We start from the raw sequence: 20000 nt of genomic DNA on the forward strand, positions 1-20000 counted from the left end.
GCCTCGCCACAGGCACGGCCTTACACGAAGCAGAGTGACAACGACTCGGCGATGTAAGCGGGTTTTTCCTGGCCTTCGATTTCCAGGGTCGCGGTGGCCTTAAATAGCCATTGGCCAGGTTTTTTCTCGGTCACGTCGGTGAGGGTGACGTTCAGGCGGACCTTGGAATCGACCTTCACCGGCTGGATAAAACGCACGCTGTCCAGGCCATAGTTGACGGCCATCTTCAGGCCTTCGGGCATGATCAGGATGTCTTCCATCAGCTTGGGCATCAGCGACAGCGACAGGAAACCGTGGGCGATGGTGCTGCCGAACGGGGTCTTGGCGGCCTTGACCGGGTCGACGTGGATGAACTGATGATCGCCAGTGGCTTCTGCGAACAGGTTGATACGCGCCTGGTCGATGGTGAGCCATTCGGAACGTCCCAGTTCCTTGCCGACATAATCTTTGAGCTGCGCTACAGGTACATAGGGCATTGCGACTCTCCTTGGTTCATCGATTCTGTTTTTATGGGTGACAGAGAACCAATGTAGATCATCATGGGCAACCCACCCGGTCAACCCACCATGCTTTTGGCGAATGCCGAAGCATACGGTGGGCGTGCTTATAATGCGTCCCAGCTTTAGAGGGGAGAGAGCGATGCTGTTACGGGGCCTGACCTGGCTGGTGCTGTTTCAATTGATCGGCACCGCGATCAACCATTTGCTGTTGCCGGTGCTGCCGGGGCCGATTATCGGCTTGCTGCTGATGCTGGGCTATTTGATCTGGCGCGGTGAAGTCGGCGAGCCCCTGAGCCTGGCCGCCAGCAGCCTGTTACGTTACTTGCCGTTGCTGCTGGTGCCGCCGGCGGTGGGTGTGATGGTCTACGCCAAGGACATTGCCGCCGATTTCTGGGCCATCATCGGCGCGCTCGTTTTGTCGCTGGTGATCGCCATGGGCTTTGTCGGCGTGCTGATGCAGCGCATGGTCAAGCGCAAGGAGCGCGATCAATGATCGGCGACTGGCAGGGCGCGTGGGCTGCGGTTATTCATCATCCGTTGTTCGGCATCGGCATCACCCTCGGCGCCTATCAACTGGTGCTGGCGGCATTCGAGAAAACCCGCTGGGTCTTCCTGCAACCGGTGCTGGTGTCGATGCTGCTGGTGATCGGCGTGTTGCTCAGCTGCGGCCTGACCTACGTCGAATACCGCAAGAGCACCGAGATCATGGGCATCCTCCTCGGCCCGGCGACGGTGGCTTTAGCGGTGCCGCTGTTCTTGAACCTGCGACGGATTCGTCAATTGTTCTGGCCGATTTTTACTACGCTGGTGATAGGCGGCGTGGTGGCTACCGGCTTGTGCGTGCTGCTGGGCTGGTGGTTCGGCGCTGAACATATGATGCTGATGACCATGGCGCCCAAATCGGTGACCTCGCCGATTGCCATGCTGGTGGCCGAGCAGATCGGTGGCGTGGCCGCGCTGGCGGCGGTTTTTGTGCTGATCACCGGGGTGATCGGCGCGATGATCGGCCCGGCCTACCTGTCGCGCCTCGGCGTGCACAGCCCCGAGGCGCGGGGCATGGCGCTGGGCATGACCGCCCACGCCGTCGGCACCTCGGTGGCCTTGCAGGAAAGTGAAGAGTGCGGCGCCTTTGCGGCGCTGGCCATGAGTCTGATGGGCGTGGGCACGGCGGTTTTCCTGCCGTTGGCCGTGTCGGTGATCGTTTAAACCAGGTTTAAGGAAACCTTTATGAGTCTGGCGCTGTTCCCGCTCAATACCGTGCTGTTCCCTGGCTGCACCCTCGACTTGCAACTGTTCGAGGCGCGCTACCTGGACATGATCAGCCGCTGCATGAAAAAGGGCGAAAGCTTTGGTGTGGTGTGCATCCTCGACGGCAGGGAAGTCGGCATGGCACCGGACGGCTACGCGCTGATCGGCTGTGAAGCGCTGATCCGCGATTTCAAGCAGCAGGACAACGGCCTGCTGGGGATTCGTGTCGAAGGTGGTCGCCGCTTCCGTGTACGCGACGCCGGCGTGCAGAAGGACCAGTTACTGGTGGCCGAGGTGCAGTGGCTCGAAGAGCAGCCCGACCAACCTTTGGAAGAAGAGGACGCTGACCTGCTGGCGTTGCTCCAGGCCCTGGCCGAGCACCCAATGGTGGCCTCGCTGGACATGGACGCCCATGCCGAGGGCCAGCAAGCCTTGGGCAATCAGCTGGCGTATCTGCTGCCGTTCACCGAGGCCGACAAGATCGACCTGCTGCAACTCGATGACCCGCAGCAACGCCTGGATGCGATCCAGATGTTGCTCGACGAGTTGCAGGGCGAACTCTTCACTCAGTAGGCGTAGCGCAGCAACGCGTGGGGGGTGCCGGTGAAGGCGATAAAGCCGAGCACCGCGACCACCGTCGGCAACATCCACCACCAAACCTTTTGCGGCATCGCCGGCAGTGGGGTGCGGTACTGGCTGGCGCCCAGGCTGAAGGCGCACACCGTCATCGCCAGCAAGGTGCCGGCGAGGATGTCTGTGGGCCAATGCGCCCCCAGGTACACCCGCGACAAGGCAATGAAGGCGGCGGGAATACAGCCCAGCAGCATCCAGGTCAGGCGCAGGCGCGTGGGTTGCCCGCGCCCGGCCAGCACTGCCAGCGCGAGAAAAAATGCAAAGGCGCCGGAGGCGTGGCCGCTGGGCATGCTGAAACTGGTCAGTGGCTCTGTGAGAATTTCCGGGCGGCCACGGGCGAAGAACAGCTTGGTGCCGGTGTTGATCACCGCCGCCCCCGCCAAGGTAGCGCCGACGAACACGGCATGCCGCCATTGCCGCGCCACCAGCAGCAGGCCGGTGAAAATCGCGCTGGCGATAAACATTTTCCTGAATTCACCCAATTGGGTAATCCGCACCATCACCTCGTCCAGCCACGGGCTGCGATGCTCCTGCACCAGCGCACTGAGGCCCTGGTCGAAGTGATTGAGGTGGGGATAGCCGATAAACAGGGCGATCAGCAAGGTCAGGCTGGCGCAACCGACCCACAAGGTGGCACGACGATGGCCGCGCAGGCTGCTGTTCAAGCTCAGCCCCAGCAACACCGCGATACACCCGGCGACAATCCCGGCTTCCAGCCAGAAACCTTCCGGCAGCGGCAGGCGGAAGGCCGCGCCGGTGGCCCAGCCCGGCAGCAAGTAGGCCACCGACCAGCCGGCGGCGGCCACGATGCTCACGGCGGCAAAGCGTGGGAACGGCATGTCGCACATGCCCGCCACCATCGGCAGCATGGGGCGCAGCGGGCCGATGAAACGCCCGACCAGCAGGCTGGCGATGCCGTACTTGTGGAAGTAGGTTTCGGCGCCGTTCATCCATTCCGGGTGGTGACGTAAACCGGGCAGGCGGCGGATGTTCTGGTGGAAGTGTCGGCCCAGGTAGTAGGAAACCCCGTCGCCCAGCAAACCGCCGAGAAAGCCCAGCAGCAAGGTTTCACTCAACGACAGCGCACCGCTGCCGGCCAGGGCCGCAATGGCAAACAGCAATACCGTGCCTGGCACGATCAGACCGGCGATGGCCAGGCACTCAACGCACGCGACGATAAATACCGCCACCGCCAGCCATTCGGGGTTCAGTGTGAGCCAGCCGGTAATGCTATCGAGCCATTGGCCCATAAAACTTCACTCCATTTATGTCGGCAGTGGCGATCAACTGTGGGAGCAGGCAAGCCAGCTCCCACAGTCGATGTGCTGGGCTGCTTCTGTCTGTTCAAATCAAAAAATAATCACGGCCTTCGACCTGGCCCCGGCGCAGCGGGTTCCGCGTGCAATAAGGCGCATAACCCGCGTCCACAAAGCGGTACATCAGGTGCTCATCGCGCCCGCTGGGGATGCCCAGGCGGGTGGTCTGGATGATCTGCGTCGGGGTTTGGCCCACGTCTTCAACAAACAGCAGTTCCTGGTCGAAGCGCTTGGCGTCCCACATCGGCACTTTCAGGCCCAGGGCTTTGCACAGCAGCGTTTGGCCGGCGCAGAGCTTTTGCGCGGGGCGCGGCTGGCCATTGGCGTCCGGGTTGTTGAGCAGCATCTGCGCCAGGCTCGCCGGGCCGGACAGCTCGTCGACCCACGGGTAAGCCGATTTGATCAGCACCGCATTGCCGGGGCCGTGGGCGCTGAAGTTCAGCGAATCGCCGCCACGGGCGTAGTACATGTAGATGTGCCCACCATCCAGAAACAAAGCCTTACGCTTTTCTGTGTAGCCGAGTGAGGCATGGCTGCCTTTTTCGGCCACGTAATAGGCTTCGGTTTCGATAATTCGCGCCGAAAGCCAGGTTTCACCGACGCGATGGCGGATGACTTTGCCGAGCAATTCGCGCGCAAGTAGTTGCGCGTCACGGTCGAAGAAGCTGTCGGGCAGGGCGCTGGCGGGCAGTTGGGGGGCAAAACTGGACATGGCGGCACGGGTTAATACGGCTAAATGTGACCGAATAATAACAACTCCCACCTTAATTACCGCTGAACCCCAAGTTTTTACAGTTCATTTCGACCATCCGCCCCTCACCGCTGTCAGTCGGGCGGCGTCACAGCTATAATCTGCCGCTTTCCTCTTTGCCAAGACTCCCTGACCATGACTGAGTCCGTTCTTGACTACATGACCCGCCTGGGTCGCGCTGCCCGGCAGGCCTCGCGGTTGATCGCCCGTGCGAGCACTGCGCAGAAGAACCGTGCCTTGCTGGCTGCCGCCGATGCTCTGGATGCTTCGCGCTCCGAGTTGGCCGCCGCCAACGAACTGGACCTGGCCAACGGCCGCGCCAATGGCCTGGAGCCGGCCCTGCTGGACCGCCTGGCGCTGACCCCGGCACGTATCGACGACATGATCGAAGGCCTGCGTCAGGTGGCCAAGCTGCCTGACCCCATCGGTGAAATCCGCGATATGCGCTACCTGCCGTCCGGCATTCAGGTCGGCAAGATGCGCGTGCCGCTGGGCGTGATCGGTATCATCTATGAGTCGCGCCCGAACGTGACCATCGACGCCGCGAGCCTGTGCCTCAAGTCGGGCAACGCCACCATTCTGCGTGGCGGTTCCGAGGCCATTCATTCCAATCGCGCCATTGCCGTGTGCATTCAGCAGGGCCTGGCCGTGGCCGAGCTGCCGGCTGAAGTGGTGCAGGTGGTGGAAACCACCGACCGCGCTGCCGTAGGCGCGTTGATCACCATGCCGGAATTCGTCGACGTGATCGTGCCGCGTGGTGGCAAGAGCCTGATCGAACGCGTCAGCCGTGATGCCAAGGTGCCAGTGATCAAGCACCTGGACGGCGTGTGCCATGTGTACATCGACATCGCGGCCGACCTCGACAAGGCGATACGCATCGCCGACAACGCCAAGACCCACCGCTACGCGCCGTGCAACACCATGGAAACCCTGCTGGTGCACGTCGGCATTGCCGAGCGCGTGCTGCCGCCGCTGGCTGCCATTTACCGTGACAAGGGCGTGGAACTGCGCGGCTGCGAACGCACCCGTGCACTGCTGGGCGCGGACGTGATCGAAGCGACTGAAGACGACTGGTACACCGAGTACACGGCGCCGATCCTGTCGATCCGCATCGTCGACGACCTGGACCAGGCCATCGAACACATCAACAAATACGGCTCCAAGCACACCGACGCTATTGTTTCCGAGCATTTCAGCGATGCCCGGCGTTTCCTCACCGAAGTGGATTCCGCCTCGGTGATGATCAACGCCTCGACGCGTTTTGCCGACGGCTTCGAGTATGGCCTGGGGGCGGAGATCGGCATTTCCACCGACAAGCTCCACGCACGCGGCCCGGTTGGCCTGGAAGGCCTGACCAGCGAGAAGTACGTGGTGTTCGGCGACGGTCATGTGCGCACTTGATGGGTAAACGCATCGGGCTGCTCGGCGGCACCTTCGACCCCGTGCACATCGGCCATTTGCGCAGTGCCCTGGAAGTCGCGGATGCCCTCGCGCTGGATGAGTTGCGCGTGATGCCCAATGCGCGGCCGCCTCATCGCGATATGCCGCAGGTGTCTGCGCAGCAACGCCTGGAGATGGTGCGCCTGGCTGTAGACGGTATACCGCCGCTGGTGGTGGACGACCGCGAACTCAAACGCGATAAACCGTCCTACACTGTCGACACCCTGGAACTGATGCGCGCCGAGTTGGCCGCAGATGACCAGTTGTTTCTGCTTTTGGGCTGGGACGCATTTTGCGGCCTGCCCTCTTGGCATCGCTGGGAGGAACTCCTCCAGCATTGCCACATCCTGGTTTTGCAACGCCCGGATGCCGACAGCGAATCGCCGGATGCCTTGCGCAACCTGCTGGCCGCGCGATCGGTAAGTGACCCCTTGGCCCTGACCGGGCCGAACGGGAATATTGCATTCGTCTGGCAGACCCCGCTTGCGGTGTCCGCCACCCAGATCCGTCAACTGCTGGCCAGCGGGAAGTCGGTACGTTTCCTGGTGCCTGACGCGGTCCTGGCCTACATCGATGCGCACGGGCTTTACCGTGCGTCGAACTGAAAAGGCGCGCTTGATCGCACGAACATTCGTGCAGCGAGCGCCCGAACATACGAGCAAAACGAGTTTTATATGACGAACAAAGACGTAAGCAAAGTTAAGCGCAAAGGCACTTTCAAAAGCGCCCCGCTGCCGGTAGAAGCGCACACCGGCCCTGAGCTGGCTGGCGAAGAACTGGTAAAGGTCGCCGTGGCGGCCCTGGAAGACGTTAAAGCCCAGGACATCCAGGTGCTGGACGTGCGCGACAAGCAAAGCATCACCGACTTCATGATCATTGCTACCGGTACCTCCAACCGCCAGATCGGCGCGATGCTCGACAAGGTTCGCGAAGCCGTCAAAGCCCAGGGCGTCAAGCCACTGGGTGAAGAAGGCAAGGGCGACAGCGACTGGGTACTGCTGGACATGGACGACGTGATCGTTCACATGATGACCAGCAACGCCCGCCAGTTCTACGACCTGGAGCGTCTGTGGAAAGGTGCCGAGCAGAGCCGTGCGGCGGATGGCAAGCACCACAGCCCGGAAGTGGGCCACGCGCACTTCGACAAGCTCAATAAAGACCAGGAATAAGGAACGGCTGTGCGCCTGCGTCTGATCGCTGTCGGTTCACGCATGCCCAAGTGGGTGGAAGAAGGCTGGCACGAGTATGCCAAGCGTCTGCCCGCTGAGCTTTCGCTGGAGCTGGTGGAAATACCGCTCAACACCCGGGGCAAGAATGCCGACGTGGCGCGCTTTATCCGTCAGGAAGGCGAAGCCATGCTGGCCAAGGTCGGCCCCAACGAGCGCATCGTCACCCTCGAGGTGCACGGCAAGCCCTGGAGCACCGAGCAGTTGGCGGTGGAACTGGACCGCTGGCGCCTGGACTCGCGTACCGTCAACTTCATGGTCGGCGGCCCCGAAGGGCTGGCGCCGGAAGTCTGCGCGCGGGCGGACCAGCGCTGGTCGCTGTCGGCCCTCACGTTGCCGCACCCGTTGGTAAGGATTCTGATCGGTGAACAGCTGTATCGCGCCTGGACAGTTCTGTCCGGGCACCCTTACCACAAATAATCTGCGCCATTGCCGATGACCCAGCCGATCCGCATCAAGGACCACGAGAAAGACGCACGTCTGGTACGCGCGCGCGTGGTGTTTGGCGCTTTTTTGGTGGTGGGTTTGATTGCGGTGCTGATTGCGCGCCTGTATTACCTGCAGGTGATCCAGTACGACTATCACTCCACGTTGTCGGAAAACAACCGGGTGCATGTGCAGCCGATCCCGCCGACCCGCGGGCTGATTTTCGACCGCAATGGCGTAGTGGTGGCAGACAACCGGCCCAGTTTCAGCCTGAGCATGACCCGCGAGCGTTCCGGCGACTGGCAGCAGGTCCTCGACGTGATCGTCGAGGTGCTGCAACTGACGCCGGAAGACCGCGTGATCTTCGAAAAACGCATGAAGCAGGGGCGTCGGCCGTTCGAGCCGGTGCCGATCCTGTTCGAGCTCAATGAAGAACAGATCGCGCGCATTGCGGTGAACCAGTTCCGTTTGCCGGGTGTGGAGGTGGTGGCGCAGTTGGTGCGGCATTACCCGCAAGGGGCACACTTTGCGCACTCGGTCGGCTACATGGGGCGCATCAACGAGAAAGAGCTGAAAAGCCTCGATCCGGTGAATTACAGCGGCACCCACCATATTGGCAAAACCGGCATCGAGCGTTTCTACGAGCCGGAGTTGCACGGCCAGGTGGGTTACGAAGAAGTTGAGACCAACGCCCGTGGCCGCGTGCTGCGCGTGCTCAAGCGCACCGACCCGATCCCCGGCAAAGACATTGTGCTGAGCCTGGATATCAAGTTGCAGGAAGCCGCGGAGATGGCGCTCGGCGGTCGTCGTGGCGCCGTGGTGGCGCTTGACCCGGCCACTGGCGAAGTGCTGGCGATGGTCAGCCAGCCGAGTTTCGACCCGAACCTGTTTGTGACCGGAATCAGCTTCAAGGCCTATGCCGAGTTACGCGATTCCATCGACCGGCCGCTGTTCAACCGCGTATTGCGCGGGCTGTACCCGCCGGGTTCGACCATCAAGCCGGCGGTGGCGATTGCCGGCCTGGATTCGGGTGTGGTCACGGCCTCGAGCCGCGTGTACGACCCCGGCTACTACATGCTGCCCAACTACGATCACAAATACCGTAACTGGAACCGCACCGGTGACGGCTATGTCGACCTGGACACCGCGATCATGCGTTCCAACGACACCTATTTCTATGACCTGGCCCACAAGCTGGGGATTGATCGCCTGTCTGCCTATATGGGCAAGTTCGGCCTTGGTCAGAAAGTCTCCCTGGATATGTTCGAAGAATCCCCTGGCTTGATGCCGTCGCGGGAGTGGAAACGCGCGACCCGTCGCCAGGCGTGGTTCCCGGGCGAAACCCTGATCCTCGGCATCGGCCAGGGCTACATGCAGGCCACACCGCTGCAACTGGCCCAGGCCACTGCGCTGGTGGCCAACAAAGGCGTGTGGAACCGCCCGCACTTGGCCAAGACCATCGAAGGCGAAAAGCCTGTGGATGAAAACCCGATTCCGGACATTGTGCTGCGCGACCCGTCCGACTGGACCAAGGTCAACCACGGCATGCAGCAAGTGATGCACGGCGCCCGTGGCACGGCGCGCAAGGCCGCGGTCGGTGCGCAATACCGCATTGCCGGCAAAAGCGGTACGGCCCAGGTGGTCGCGATCAAGCAGGGCGAGAAATATGACCGCTCCAAGGTTCAGGAGCGTCACCGCGACCATGCCTTGTTTGTCGGCTTTGCGCCGGCCGACGCGCCGAAAATCGTGGTGGCGGTGATGGTCGAGAACGGTGAGTCCGGCTCCGGCGTCGCGGCGCCTGTGGTGCGCCAGATCATGGACGCCTGGCTGTTGGCCGACGACGGCAGGCTTAAACCCGAATATGGCGGCCCCCCTTCAAGCACCGAGGTTACGGCCCGTGAAGAGTAATTTTGACCGCATCCTCTCCAGTGAGGATGTGATGCGTCGCCGTGCGACGTTGCTGCAGCGCCTGCACATTGATGGCCCGTTGTTGATTTTGCTGCTGACCCTGGCGGCCGGCAGCCTGTTCGTGCTGTATTCGGCCAGCGGCAAAAACTGGGACCTGCTGATCAAACAGGCGTCGTCGTTCGGCCTGGGTCTGTTGTCGATGGTGGTTATCGCCCAGCTGGAGCCGCGTTTCATGGCGCGCTGGGTGCCGCTGGGGTATGTCGTGGGTGTTTTGCTGCTGGTGGTGGTGGACGTAATGGGTCACAACGCCATGGGCGCGACGCGCTGGATCAACATTCCGGGGGTGATTCGCTTCCAGCCGTCGGAATTCATGAAGATCCTGATGCCGGCGACCATCGCCTGGTACTTGTCCAAGCGCACCTTGCCGCCGCAGCTCAAGCACGTGGGCATCAGCCTGATATTGATCGGCGTGCCGTTCATCCTGATTGTGCGCCAGCCCGACCTCGGCACCTCGCTGCTGATCCTCGCGGGCGGGGCGTTCGTGCTGTTTATGGGTGGCCTGCGTTGGCGCTGGATCCTCAGCGTGCTGGCCGCAGCGATCCCGGTGGCCGTGGCCATGTGGTTCTTCTTTATGCACGACTACCAGAAGCAGCGGATCCTGACTTTCCTTGACCCGGAGAGCGACCCGCTGGGCACCGGCTGGAACATTATCCAGTCCAAGGCGGCGATTGGTTCCGGCGGCGTATTTGGCAAAGGTTGGTTATTGGGTACCCAGTCGCACCTGGACTTTTTGCCCGAAAGCCATACCGACTTCATCATTGCGGTAATGGGTGAAGAGTTCGGCCTGGTGGGCATTTGCGCGTTGTTGCTGATCTATTTGCTGCTGATTGGCCGCGGCCTGGTGATTACCGCCCAGGCGCAGACGCTGTTTGGCAAATTGCTCGCCGGCAGCCTGACCATGACTTTTTTTGTTTACGTTTTCGTCAACATCGGTATGGTCAGTGGCCTGTTGCCGGTAGTTGGGGTGCCGTTGCCGTTCATTAGCTACGGCGGAACTTCGCTGGTGACATTGATGTCAGCGTTTGGGGTTTTGATGTCGATTCACACGCATCGCAAGTGGATCGCGCAGGTTTGAATAAGGTGAAGATGTCAATGCAAGTAATGCGCGGCTGGGCGACTCGGCACGCGTCCTGGATGGGCCTGATTGGGCTCCTGGGCGCGACGCAAGAGGTGCAGGCCGGTGACTACGATGGTTCACCCCAGGTCGCCGAATTTGTCGGTGAAATGACCCGCGACTACGGTTTCGCCGGTGAACAGCTGATGGGCGTGTTCCGTGAAGCCCAGCGCAAGCAGGCGATCCTTGATGCGATCTCGCGTCCCGCCGAGCGCGTCAAACAGTGGAAAGACTATCGCCCGATGTTCCTCACCGACGCCCGCGTGGCGCGTGGCGTGGACTTCTGGCGCCAGCACGAAGCGGTACTGGCGCGCGCCGAGCAGGAATACGGCGTGCCGGCCCAGGTGATCGTCGCCATCATCGGTATCGAAACCTTCTACGGGCGCAACACCGGCAGTTACCGGGTGATCGACGCCTTGTCGACCCTGGGCTTCGATTACCCGCCGCGTGCCGAGTTTTTCCGCAAGGAGCTGCGTGAATTCCTGCTGCTGGCCCGCGAGGAACAGGTCGACCCGTTGACGCTCAAGGGTTCCTACGCCGGTGCGATGGGCCTGCCGCAGTTCATGCCGAGCAGTTTCCGGGCGTACGCGGTGGATTTCGACGGCGACGGCCACATTAATATCTGGAGCAACCCGGACGACGCCATCGGCAGCGTGGCCAGCTACTTCAAGCGCCACGGCTGGATGGCCGGTGAACCGGTGGTGATCCGCGCCGATGTCACCGGCGAGCGCGCCGACGAAGGTCTGACCCAAGGTATTGAGCCGGTCAAGACCGTCGGGGAGTTGCGAGCGCTGGGCTGGTCGAGTCAGAATGCGCCACGCGATGATATGCCGGTGACGGCGTTCCGCCTCGAAGGCGCAAACGGCCCGGAATACTGGATGGGCCTGAAGAATTTTTACGCAATCACGCGTTATAACCGCAGTGTGATGTACGCCATGGCCGTGCATCAGCTGTCAGACATGCTGGTCCAAGCACGGGGCAACAAGTAATGCGGGTATCGCCGTTCCAAAAACCGCTCAAGCTGGTGGCGTTCGCCGCGTTGTCCTTGCTGGTTGTCAGCTGTTCCTCCACCACCAGCCGTGCTCCGGCGCCGAAGGGCGGGGCTATCGTGCGCGCCCAGCCGGGCCTGGATATCAACCGCGCGCACAAAGACGGCGCACCGTGGTGGGATGTCGACGTATCGAAGATCCCGGATGCCACGCCGACCCTGCACACCGGGCCTTACAAAGCCAACCCGTATACCGTGCTGGGCAAGAATTACTTCCCGCTGCAGGAATCCAAGACCTACTCGCAAACGGGCACGGCGTCCTGGTACGGCACCAAATTCCATGGCCAGAACACCGCCAACGGCGAAGTGTATGACCTGTACGGCATGAGCGCGGCCCACAAGACCTTGCCGTTGCCCAGCTATGTACGCGTGACCAACCTGGACAACCACCGCACGGTGATCCTGCGGGTCAACGACCGTGGGCCGTTCTATTCGGACCGGATCATCGACTTGTCCTACGCCGCCGCGAAGAAACTCGGTTATGCCGAAACCGGCACTGCGCGCGTGAAAGTCGAAGGTATCGACCCGGCGCAGTATTGGGCTCAGCGTGGCAAACCGGCGCCATTGATGCTCAACGAGCCGCAAACCCCGCAACCGCAAGTGACCGCCTCGGCGGGCAAGATCGAGCAGTGGACCCCGCCACCGGCGCAGCACGCACCGGACACGGTGGTGGTGCCCCATGCAGCGCCAGGCGCATCTACAGTGGGTGGCCAGTACCTGCAGGTCGGCGCTTTCGCCAACCCGGATGCGGCAGAACTGTTAAGGTCCAAGCTCAGCGGCATGGTCAGCGCGCCAGTGTTTATCAGCTCTATCGTGCGTAACCAGCAAACCCTGCACCGTGTGCGCATGGGCCCGATTGGTTCGCCAAGTGAAGTGGCGCACGTGCAGAACAGTGTGCGCCTGGCCAACCTGGGGCAACCCAGCGTCGTCACGGCTGAATAAGTAAAAGGATTGATGGTTCAGGTTCGCCTGAACCGAGGTTGTTGGCTCGTTGAACAATAAAAACCCAGGGGCAAGGGGTGAGCGGGCAACCGAACACGCGACAGTCTGGCAGCGGGCTGTCTGAATAGTTTTGCCCGCGAGGGCAAGTTTCCATAAGCAATTTCGAGAGACGGATGAACATCACCACCTTAGCCAAACGCACGTGCCTGCTACTTTCGCTGATCATTACCCCGGCCGCCTGGGCGGTGGAAATGGTTCCAGCTTCCCCGCAACTGGCCGCCAAGGCCTGGGTCCTCATGGATGCCGCCAGCGGCAACGTGCTGGTCGAGAACAACGGTGACCAGCGCCTGCCCCCGGCCAGCCTGACCAAACTGATGACGGCCTACATCGCGACCCTGGAAATCCGTCGCGGCCAGATCGGCGAGAATGACCCGGTTACCGTCAGCGAAAACGCATGGCGCACAGGCGGTTCGCGGATGTTCATCAAGGTCGGTTCGCAAGTTACCGTCAGCGACCTGCTGCACGGCATCATCATCCAGTCCGGTAACGACGCCAGCGTGGCCCTGTCCGAGCACATCGCCGGCAGCGAAGACGCGTTCGCCGACCTGATGAACAAGACTGCCGGCGACCTGGGCATGACCAACAGCCACTTCATGAACCCGACCGGCCTGCCGAACCCGGAGCACTACTCGTCGGCTCACGACATGGCCGTACTGGCTCGCGCGATCATCCGTGTCGACCCGGTGCACTACGCGATCTACTCCCAGAAGGAATTCTTCTGGAACAACATCAAGCAGCCTAACCGTAACCTGTTGCTGTGGCGTGACAAGACCGTCGACGGTCTGAAAACCGGCCACACCGACGAAGCCGGCTACTGCATGGTGTCGTCCGCCGTACGTGATGGCCAGCGCCTGATCGCCGTGGTATTCGGCACCAACAGCGAGCAGGCCCGTGCGGCCGAAACGCAAAAACTGCTGACTTACGGCTTCCGCTTCTTCGAAACCCAGACCTTCTACCAGAAGGGCGCCGAGCTGGCTCAAGCCCCGGTATGGAAAGGCGCGACCCATCAAGTCAAGGCCGGCCTGGCTGATGACCTGACCCTGACCATGCCTAAAGGCCAGCTGAAAAAGCTCGCGGCCAGCATGACCATGAACCCGCAGTTGGTTGCTCCAATCGCCAAGGGTGACGTGATCGGTAAAGTCGAAGTGAAGCTGGACGACAAGGTGGTGCACAGCGCCGACCTGATCGCACTGGACGCCGTTGACGAAGGTGGTATCTTCCGCCGCGTGTGGGATAGCATCCGTCTATTCTTCTACGGCTTGTTCAACTGATTGTGCGCACCTGCAAAGCCCCGCGTTGATCCAGCGCGGGGCTTTGCCCGTCGCCACGGCTTAGCGCTTACGAGGCTGTTCTGCCATGACCGATAAAGAAGTAGAAGTAAAGGCGCCAAAGATCGAATTCCCCAACGTGGACTATCCCGTCAAGGTGATCAGCGATACCGGTGTAGGCAACAAAGACAAGATTCTCGAGATCGTGCGTAAACACGCGACGATCAACGACAACCGAGTGGACGAGCGTTTGAGTTCCAACGGTAAGTACACCACGATCCAGTTGCACATCGTGGCGACCGGTCAAGACCAGCTCTACGACATCAACAGTGAACTGCGGGCCACCGGCTTCGTGCACATGGTGTTGTGATGTCACAGGTCCTGGGCTTTCGCGAGCTCGGCCAGATGGCCTACGAGCCGGTCTGGCATGCCATGCAGCGCTTCACCAACGAGCGCGGCACCTCGGCCCCGGATGAAATCTGGCTGGTGGAACACCCGCCGGTCTTCACCCAGGGCCAGGCCGGCAAGGCTGAGCATCTGCTGCTGCCGGGTGATATTCCGGTGGTGCAGGTCGACCGAGGTGGCCAAGTGACTTACCATGGCCCTGGTCAGCTGGTGGCCTATTTGCTGCTGGACGTACGCAAGCTGGGCTATGGCGTACGTGACCTGGTAAGCCGCATGGAGGCTTGCCTGATCGAGCTGTTGGCCAGTTACGGCGTCACTGCCGCGGCCAAGCCCGATGCACCCGGTGTATACGTGGACGGCGCGAAAATCGCCTCCCTCGGTTTGCGCATTCGCCATGGTTGCTCCTTTCATGGCCTGGCCCTGAATGTGGACATGGACCTGGCGCCGTTTCGGCGCATCAACCCGTGCGGTTATGCCGGGCTGGCGATGACTCAACTGAGCGACCACGCCACACCGATTAAATTTGCCGAGGTAAGTGCCCGGCTGCGTGCGCAGCTCGTCAAACACCTCGACTATGCTGAGCAGACGACCCTTACGGGCGGAATCGACTGATTATGACTACTGATGCAGTGCAAACCATGATCCCGACGCTGGACATCACCGAGCGTCCGGCCCCGGCCCCGCGTGCCAAGGTCGAAGCCGGCGTCAAGCTGCGCGGCGCCGAGAAGGTTGCACGCATCCCGGTGAAAATCATCCCGACCACCGAACTGCCGAAGAAGCCCGACTGGATCCGCGTGCGCATCCCGGTTTCGCCGGAAGTCGACCGCATCAAGGCCCTGCTGCGCAAACACAAGCTGCACAGTGTGTGCGAAGAAGCCTCCTGCCCGAACCTGGGCGAATGTTTCTCCGGCGGCACCGCCACCTTCATGATCATGGGTGACATCTGCACCCGTCGTTGCCCGTTCTGCGACGTTGGCCACGGTCGGCCGAAGCCGCTGGACGTCAACGAGCCGGAAAGCCTGGCGATTGCCATTGCCGACCTGAAACTCAAATACGTGGTGATCACCTCCGTAGACCGCGATGACCTGCGTGACGGCGGTGCCCAGCACTTTGCCGACTGCATCCGCGAGATCCGCAAGCTGTCGCCGAACGTGATGCTCGAAACCCTGGTGCCGGACTACCGTGGCCGCATGGACGTCGCGCTGGAAATCACCGCGGCCGAGCCGCCGGATGTGTTCAACCACAACCTGGAAACCGTGCCACGCCTGTACAAGGCCGCGCGTCCGGGTTCGGACTACCAGTGGTCGCTGACCCTGCTGCAAAAATTCAAGCAGATGATGCCGCACATCCCGACCAAATCCGGGCTGATGCTGGGCCTGGGCGAGACCGACGAAGAAGTCATCGAAGTCATGAAGCGCATGCGCGAACACGACATCGATATGCTGACCCTGGGCCAGTACCTGCAACCGTCGCGCAGCCACTTGCCGGTGCAGCGTTTCGTGCACCCGGACACCTTCGCCTGGTTCGCCGAGGAAGGTTACAAGATGGGCTTCAAGAACGTGGCTTCGGGCCCGCTGGTACGTTCCTCGTACCACGCCGATGAGCAAGCCAAGCTGGTCAAGGCAAGCCTGGTTTCGTAAGCGCTTCCCCTCTGTAGGAGCAGCCGAACTGCTCCTACAGAGTTTCCCTCCTTTTCTCCCTTCTGTTTGCAACCATCACTGGCTAGAGTGCCTGGGTATCCAACCACGGAGAACCATGGATGACGACTCAACTCTCGGCTGCCGTGCCTGCCCTGCGCCCCGAAGGCGTAATTGGCCTGATCGCCCCCGCCGGCCCTGCCGCACTGGATGTTGAAAGAGCCGGCCAGTGGATGCGCGCCCGTGGCCATGAGCTGCGCATATTCCCCGGTGTGTATGAGCGCGATGGCTACCTGGCCGGCAGCGACGAGGTGCGCCTGCGCGATTTGCATGCAGCGTTTGCCGATCCCGAAATCGATGCCATCTTCTGCCTGCGGGGCGGTTACGGCACACCACGTCTGCTGGACAAGCTCGATTTCGACCTGATTGGTGCCAGCCCCAAGCCGTTCGTGGGCTACAGCGACATCACCGCATTGCACCTGGCCATCAACCGCTACGCGGGTTTTGTGACCTTTCATGGGCCAATGCTCAACGCTGACCTGCTCGGTGACAAGCAGCAGCCCACCGAGTCATCGCTGTTCAGCATGCTGCGCGGGCAACTGAGCGAGTGCAGCGTGCTGGCACACCCGGTTGCTTACCCGCTGATCACGATCGAGCCGGGTATCGCCTGCGGGCGTTTGCTCGGTGGCAACCTGTCGATGATCGCCGCAGTGATGGGCACGGCATTTGAGATCGACGCTGAAGGCATCATTCTGTTTATCGAAGACGTCAACGAGCCGCTCTACCGAATAGACCGGCTGCTGACCCATTTGCGCCTGGCAGGCAAGCTGTGCCAGGTCGCCGGTGTGCTGGTCGGGGATGTATCAGGCGTGGACAAGGCGGCATTGGAGCGGCTGCTCAAGCAGACGTTCGAGCCGCTTTGTATTCCGGTGTTATCCGGCTGGCGCAGTGGGCACTGCGATCCAAACCTGACGCTGCCGCTGGGCGCCCTGGTGCGGTTGGATGCGGGGGAGCAGCAGTTGGCGTTGGAGCAGGATGTAGTGTTCAAGCCCTGAGCGTCGATCGTTCCCACGCTCTGCGTGGGAATGCATCCCGTGACGCTCCGCGTCACCCCCTCAAGAGCAGACGCAGAGTGTCCAAGGCGGCATTCCCACGCGGAGCGTGGGAACGAGCGTGGTCTCAGCGGCTCTGCAACGACTCCAGCAGCTTCACCGTCGGATACCCATCAGCGGGCCAACCCAACGACTGCTGCGCCGCCCGGATCGCCTTGCGCGTGTTGGCGCCGATAATCCCGTCCGGGTTGCCCGCGTCATAGCCCTTGGCGCTGAGTACCGTTTGCAAATCGATACGCTGGGAGCGACTCAGCGGCAGCTCATCCTTGGGCCAATCGCCACGAATCACACCCGCGCCACCAAACCGCTCCGACAATAGGCCCACGGCCAGCGCGTAGGACGATGAGTTGTTGTACTTGAGGATTGCGCGGAAGTTATCCAGCACCAGGAATGCCGGGCCACGGTAGCCGGCCGGCAGCAGCAGGGCGGCAGACAGTTGCTCGACGTTGGGTGGCATGCTCGCGCCAGGTGGCAGCTGGATGCCGAGTCTCATCCACTCGCCAACGGTCTTGCGTATGCCGCCGTCGGCCAGGGCGTAATCGAAGTTCGCCGGCAGTTGTTTCACCTCAAAGCCCCACGGCTGGCCACGCTGCCAGCCGGAGCTTTGCAGGTAGTGCGCAGTGGAGGCCAGGGCGTCGCCCGGGCTGTTCCAGATATCGCGGCGACCGTCGCCATCGAAATCCACGGCATGGGTGTTGTAGGTGGTCGGGATGAACTGGGTCTGGCCCATGGCCCCGGCCCACGAACCTTTCATCTGGTCGGCAGAGATATCGCCATGCTGGATGATCTGCAGCGCCGCCAGCAGTTGCGCCTGGGCGAACGCCGGGCGGCGGCCTTCATAGGCCAGGGTCGCGAGCGATCGGATCACCGAGTTATTGCCCTGGAACTGGCCAAAATTGCTTTCCATGCCCCACACCGAAACCAGTGCCTGGCGATCAACGCCATAACGCTCTTCGATGCGCTGCAGGATATCGGCGTACTTGATCAGCAACGCCTGGCCATTACGCACGCGTACCGGCGACAGGGCGCCATCGAGGTATTCCCATACCGGGCGGGAAAATTCCGGTTGGCTGCGATCGGCGCGAATCACCGCCATGTCGGGCGTCACGCCAGCAAAGGCGTTATCGAAGACGGCGGGTGTGATCCCCGCGCTCAGGGCTTGTGCACGAAAGCCAGCCTGCCATTCGGCAAAGGACTGGGTCGGCTGGATATCAAGATTGTCCACGGCCAAAGGGGGGACCACGGCAGGCGCGACGGCAGGCACGGTCTTGAGCGTTGGCAGGGGTTGCGCGTCCGCGGCGGTGGGTTTCTCGGCGCAGGCGACAAGCAGAATGAGGCTGGAGGCAGCGATCAGTTGGCGAAAGTGCCAACGACGGGAAAGGCTAGAGGGCATGCACAGGTCCAGGGATTACAAATCAAGTACCGACCTTATCATGCCGGAGGGGCACTTGCCTTCAGGCAGCCAGAAAGTAAGAAGCCTCCCAGCTATTAGACTGGAAGGCTTCGCGGCGGTAGCTGCCTTTGCCCTTGCCGGCGCGTTCCTGACGGCTGCGGAACAGTGGCTGGGCGACGATGGATTTGGCCTTGTTGGGGCCATGCTTGGATGGCTTTTTGCTCATGGTCGGTACTCTATTGAGGTGGGATGAAGCGGTGCAAATCATCTGCCGAAGTGGCGCGGCTGTAAAGCCCGGCGATGTGTAGGCGGTTTCACATTATCAAGTGGGCACGGTCAATGTGGGAGCTGGCTTGCCTGCGATAGCCGTCCATCAGCAAAAATGTAGTGGCTGACACACCGCTATCGCAGGCAAGCCAGCTCCCACAAGGGACAGTGGGGTTATTCGGCGGGGAGTGTCAGGCGTTGGCCAGACATCAACAGTGACAAACGGCTCAGGCTCATCCACGGCGAGCCCGCCGCCTGGCCTTTGATCTGCGCGTCGATGCGCTGCGCTTCCAGCAACAGCTGCGCCCAGCGTTGCGCCGAATGGCGTTGCAGGGCTTTGCTCATCAGGGGTTTGCGCTTGTCCCACACCGGCGGCCTGGCCTGGCTGAAGCATTTGTCCAGCGGCGTGCCTTGGCTGTATTGCAGGGCAATATTGGCCAGCACTCGCAACTCTCGAGCCAGCGCCCACAGAATCACCGGGGGTTCCACACCTTCGCCGCGCAAGCCTTCGAGCATGCGCAGGGCGTGGGCGGGTTCGCCATTGAGGATCGCGTCCACCAACCCGAACACATCAAAGCGCGCGCTATCAGCCACCGCGCCCTGGACGGTTTCGACGGTGATCTGCCCGTCTTCGGCCATCAGCTTGAGCTTTTCGATCTCCTGGGCGGCGGCAAGCAGGTTGCCCTCGACCCTGGCGGCGATCAGCTCGACGGCATCTTGCGTTGCCGACAACCCTGATTGCGACAGGCGCTGACGTATCCACTGCGGCAGCTGGTTGCTGTCCACTGGCCAGATCTGGATGAACTGGGTTTGCGGGCCTTCTACCAGCGCCTTGCCCCACTTGGTTTTCTGCGCGCTGCCATCGAGCTTGGGCAAGCTGATCAGCAGCACCGTGTCCTCAGCGGGGCGTGAGCAGTATTCCATCAATGCCGCCGCGCCCTTGTCACCGGGCTTGCCCGAAGGCAGGCGCAGTTCCAGCAGGCGTTTCTCGGCGAACAACGACATGCTCGCACCGGCTTGCAGCAGCGTGCCCCAGTCGAAACTGGCGTCGGCGCTGAACACCTGGCGCTCATCGAAGCCTTGCTGGCGTGCGGCGGTGCGAATCGCGTCGGCTGCCTCCTGGCACAGCAACGGGTCATCACCGCTGACGATATAGACAGGCGCAAGGCCACCTTGCAGGTGCTTGGCGAGTTGGGCGGGGGCAAGTTTCATAGGCAGGGCGAACGGGGCGCCAGGGGCGCCCCGT

22 protein-coding genes are annotated in these 20000 nt (G+C 61.8%); 16 read left to right on the forward strand and 6 right to left on the reverse strand.

Annotated features, from left to right (window positions below):
• Positions 1-20 precede the first annotated feature (20 nt).
• Entirely contained in the window at positions 21-476 is a 456-nt protein-coding gene (locus ASE80_RS29280) for a MaoC family dehydratase (RefSeq protein ID WP_034117724.1), read from the reverse strand.
• Positions 477-639: 163 nt separating this feature from the next.
• Here ASE80_RS29280 and ASE80_RS29285 point away from each other — a divergent pair, with 163 nt between their 5' ends.
• The 3 genes from ASE80_RS29285 to ASE80_RS29295 are packed head-to-tail and all read left to right on the forward strand — an operon-like array spanning position 640 to position 2321.
• Positions 640-993, forward strand: a complete 354-nt coding sequence (locus tag ASE80_RS29285; protein WP_056861958.1) for a CidA/LrgA family protein — start codon at positions 640-642, stop codon at positions 991-993.
• The gene (locus ASE80_RS29290) at positions 990-1706 is read left to right on the forward strand and encodes an LrgB family protein (RefSeq protein ID WP_017136043.1); all 717 of its coding nucleotides are present in this window, start codon (positions 990-992) and stop codon (positions 1704-1706) included. The genes ASE80_RS29285 and ASE80_RS29290 overlap by 4 nt, the downstream gene beginning before the upstream one ends.
• 21 nt (positions 1707-1727) lie before the next feature.
• Positions 1728-2321: an LON peptidase substrate-binding domain-containing protein gene (locus ASE80_RS29295; protein ID WP_056861959.1), complete on the forward strand. Its 594-nt coding sequence runs from the start codon at positions 1728-1730 to the stop codon at positions 2319-2321.
• Here the strand turns inward: ASE80_RS29295 and ASE80_RS29300 are convergent.
• Complete coding sequence (locus ASE80_RS29300) at positions 2315-3631, reverse strand: bifunctional DedA family/phosphatase PAP2 family protein (protein ID WP_056861960.1); 1317 nt, start codon at positions 3629-3631, stop codon at positions 2315-2317. The two genes, ASE80_RS29295 and ASE80_RS29300, sit on opposite strands and share 7 nt — an antisense overlap.
• 94 nt (positions 3632-3725) lie before the next feature.
• A complete protein-coding gene (locus ASE80_RS29305; RefSeq protein ID WP_056861961.1) occupies positions 3726-4409 on the reverse strand; it encodes a DNA-3-methyladenine glycosylase in 684 nt (227 codons plus the stop codon).
• A gap of 174 nt (positions 4410-4583) precedes the next feature.
• Here ASE80_RS29305 and ASE80_RS29310 point away from each other — a divergent pair, with 174 nt between their 5' ends.
• From ASE80_RS29310 to ASE80_RS29370, 13 genes are all read left to right on the forward strand, one after another.
• A complete protein-coding gene (locus ASE80_RS29310) occupies positions 4584-5849 on the forward strand; it encodes a glutamate-5-semialdehyde dehydrogenase (protein WP_056861962.1) in 1266 nt (421 codons plus the stop codon).
• Positions 5849-6493 carry a nicotinate-nucleotide adenylyltransferase gene (gene nadD / locus ASE80_RS29315; protein WP_056861963.1) on the forward strand — a complete coding sequence of 215 codons (645 nt, stop codon included), beginning with the start codon at positions 5849-5851 and terminating at the stop codon, positions 6491-6493. The genes ASE80_RS29310 and nadD overlap by 1 nt, the downstream gene beginning before the upstream one ends.
• Before the next feature lie 69 nt (positions 6494-6562).
• Positions 6563-7057 (forward strand): ribosome silencing factor, encoded by a 495-nt coding sequence (gene rsfS, locus ASE80_RS29320; RefSeq protein ID WP_003215432.1) that lies wholly within the window; start codon positions 6563-6565, stop codon positions 7055-7057.
• Positions 7058-7066: 9 nt separating this feature from the next.
• Positions 7067-7534, forward strand: a complete 468-nt coding sequence (rlmH, locus tag ASE80_RS29325) for a 23S rRNA (pseudouridine(1915)-N(3))-methyltransferase RlmH (protein WP_003176297.1) — start codon at positions 7067-7069, stop codon at positions 7532-7534.
• A 15-nt stretch (positions 7535-7549) separates the two neighbouring features.
• Complete coding sequence (gene mrdA / locus ASE80_RS29330; RefSeq protein WP_056861964.1) at positions 7550-9448, forward strand: penicillin-binding protein 2; 1899 nt, start codon at positions 7550-7552, stop codon at positions 9446-9448.
• A gap of 31 nt (positions 9449-9479) precedes the next feature.
• A complete protein-coding gene (gene rodA / locus ASE80_RS29335) occupies positions 9480-10583 on the forward strand; it encodes a rod shape-determining protein RodA (protein WP_056861965.1) in 1104 nt (367 codons plus the stop codon).
• Positions 10584-10600: 17 nt separating this feature from the next.
• Complete coding sequence (gene mltB / locus ASE80_RS29340; protein ID WP_056861966.1) at positions 10601-11611, forward strand: lytic murein transglycosylase B; 1011 nt, start codon at positions 10601-10603, stop codon at positions 11609-11611.
• On the forward strand, positions 11611-12612 hold the full coding sequence (locus tag ASE80_RS29345) for a septal ring lytic transglycosylase RlpA family protein (protein ID WP_056861967.1): 1002 nt from the start codon (positions 11611-11613) through the stop codon (positions 12610-12612). Before mltB ends, ASE80_RS29345 begins: the two co-directional genes overlap by 1 nt.
• Positions 12613-12785: 173 nt before the next feature.
• Positions 12786-13943 carry a D-alanyl-D-alanine carboxypeptidase family protein gene (locus tag ASE80_RS29350; protein ID WP_017136053.1) on the forward strand — a complete coding sequence of 386 codons (1158 nt, stop codon included), beginning with the start codon at positions 12786-12788 and terminating at the stop codon, positions 13941-13943.
• An 85-nt stretch (positions 13944-14028) separates the two neighbouring features.
• Positions 14029-14310, forward strand: a complete 282-nt coding sequence (locus ASE80_RS29355) for a DUF493 domain-containing protein (protein WP_017136054.1) — start codon at positions 14029-14031, stop codon at positions 14308-14310.
• Positions 14310-14957 carry a lipoyl(octanoyl) transferase LipB gene (gene lipB, locus ASE80_RS29360; RefSeq protein ID WP_056861968.1) on the forward strand — a complete coding sequence of 216 codons (648 nt, stop codon included), beginning with the start codon at positions 14310-14312 and terminating at the stop codon, positions 14955-14957. The genes ASE80_RS29355 and lipB overlap by 1 nt, the downstream gene beginning before the upstream one ends.
• A gap of 26 nt (positions 14958-14983) precedes the next feature.
• On the forward strand, positions 14984-15985 hold the full coding sequence (lipA, locus tag ASE80_RS29365) for a lipoyl synthase (RefSeq protein ID WP_057444888.1): 1002 nt from the start codon (positions 14984-14986) through the stop codon (positions 15983-15985).
• A 119-nt stretch (positions 15986-16104) separates the two neighbouring features.
• Positions 16105-17037: a S66 peptidase family protein gene (locus ASE80_RS29370; RefSeq protein WP_056861969.1), complete on the forward strand. Its 933-nt coding sequence runs from the start codon at positions 16105-16107 to the stop codon at positions 17035-17037.
• A gap of 124 nt (positions 17038-17161) precedes the next feature.
• On the opposite strand, the gene ASE80_RS29375 is transcribed toward ASE80_RS29370, so the two are convergent.
• The 3 genes from ASE80_RS29375 to holA all read right to left on the reverse strand — a co-directional run bounded on the left by ASE80_RS29375 (position 17162) and on the right by holA (position 19966).
• Positions 17162-18487, reverse strand: coding sequence for a lytic murein transglycosylase (locus ASE80_RS29375; RefSeq protein WP_056861970.1), 1326 nt, complete (start codon positions 18485-18487; stop codon positions 17162-17164).
• Between the two features lie 61 nt (positions 18488-18548).
• Positions 18549-18713: an alternative ribosome rescue factor ArfA gene (gene arfA, locus ASE80_RS29380; protein ID WP_046069682.1), complete on the reverse strand. Its 165-nt coding sequence runs from the start codon at positions 18711-18713 to the stop codon at positions 18549-18551.
• Between the two features lie 215 nt (positions 18714-18928).
• A complete protein-coding gene (gene holA / locus ASE80_RS29385; RefSeq protein ID WP_017136058.1) occupies positions 18929-19966 on the reverse strand; it encodes a DNA polymerase III subunit delta in 1038 nt (345 codons plus the stop codon).
• Between the last annotated feature and the right edge of the window lie 34 nt (positions 19967-20000).

This window comes from Pseudomonas sp. Leaf15, assembly GCF_001421425.1.
GTDB classification, from domain to species: Bacteria; Pseudomonadota; Gammaproteobacteria; order Pseudomonadales; family Pseudomonadaceae; genus Aquipseudomonas; species Aquipseudomonas salomonii.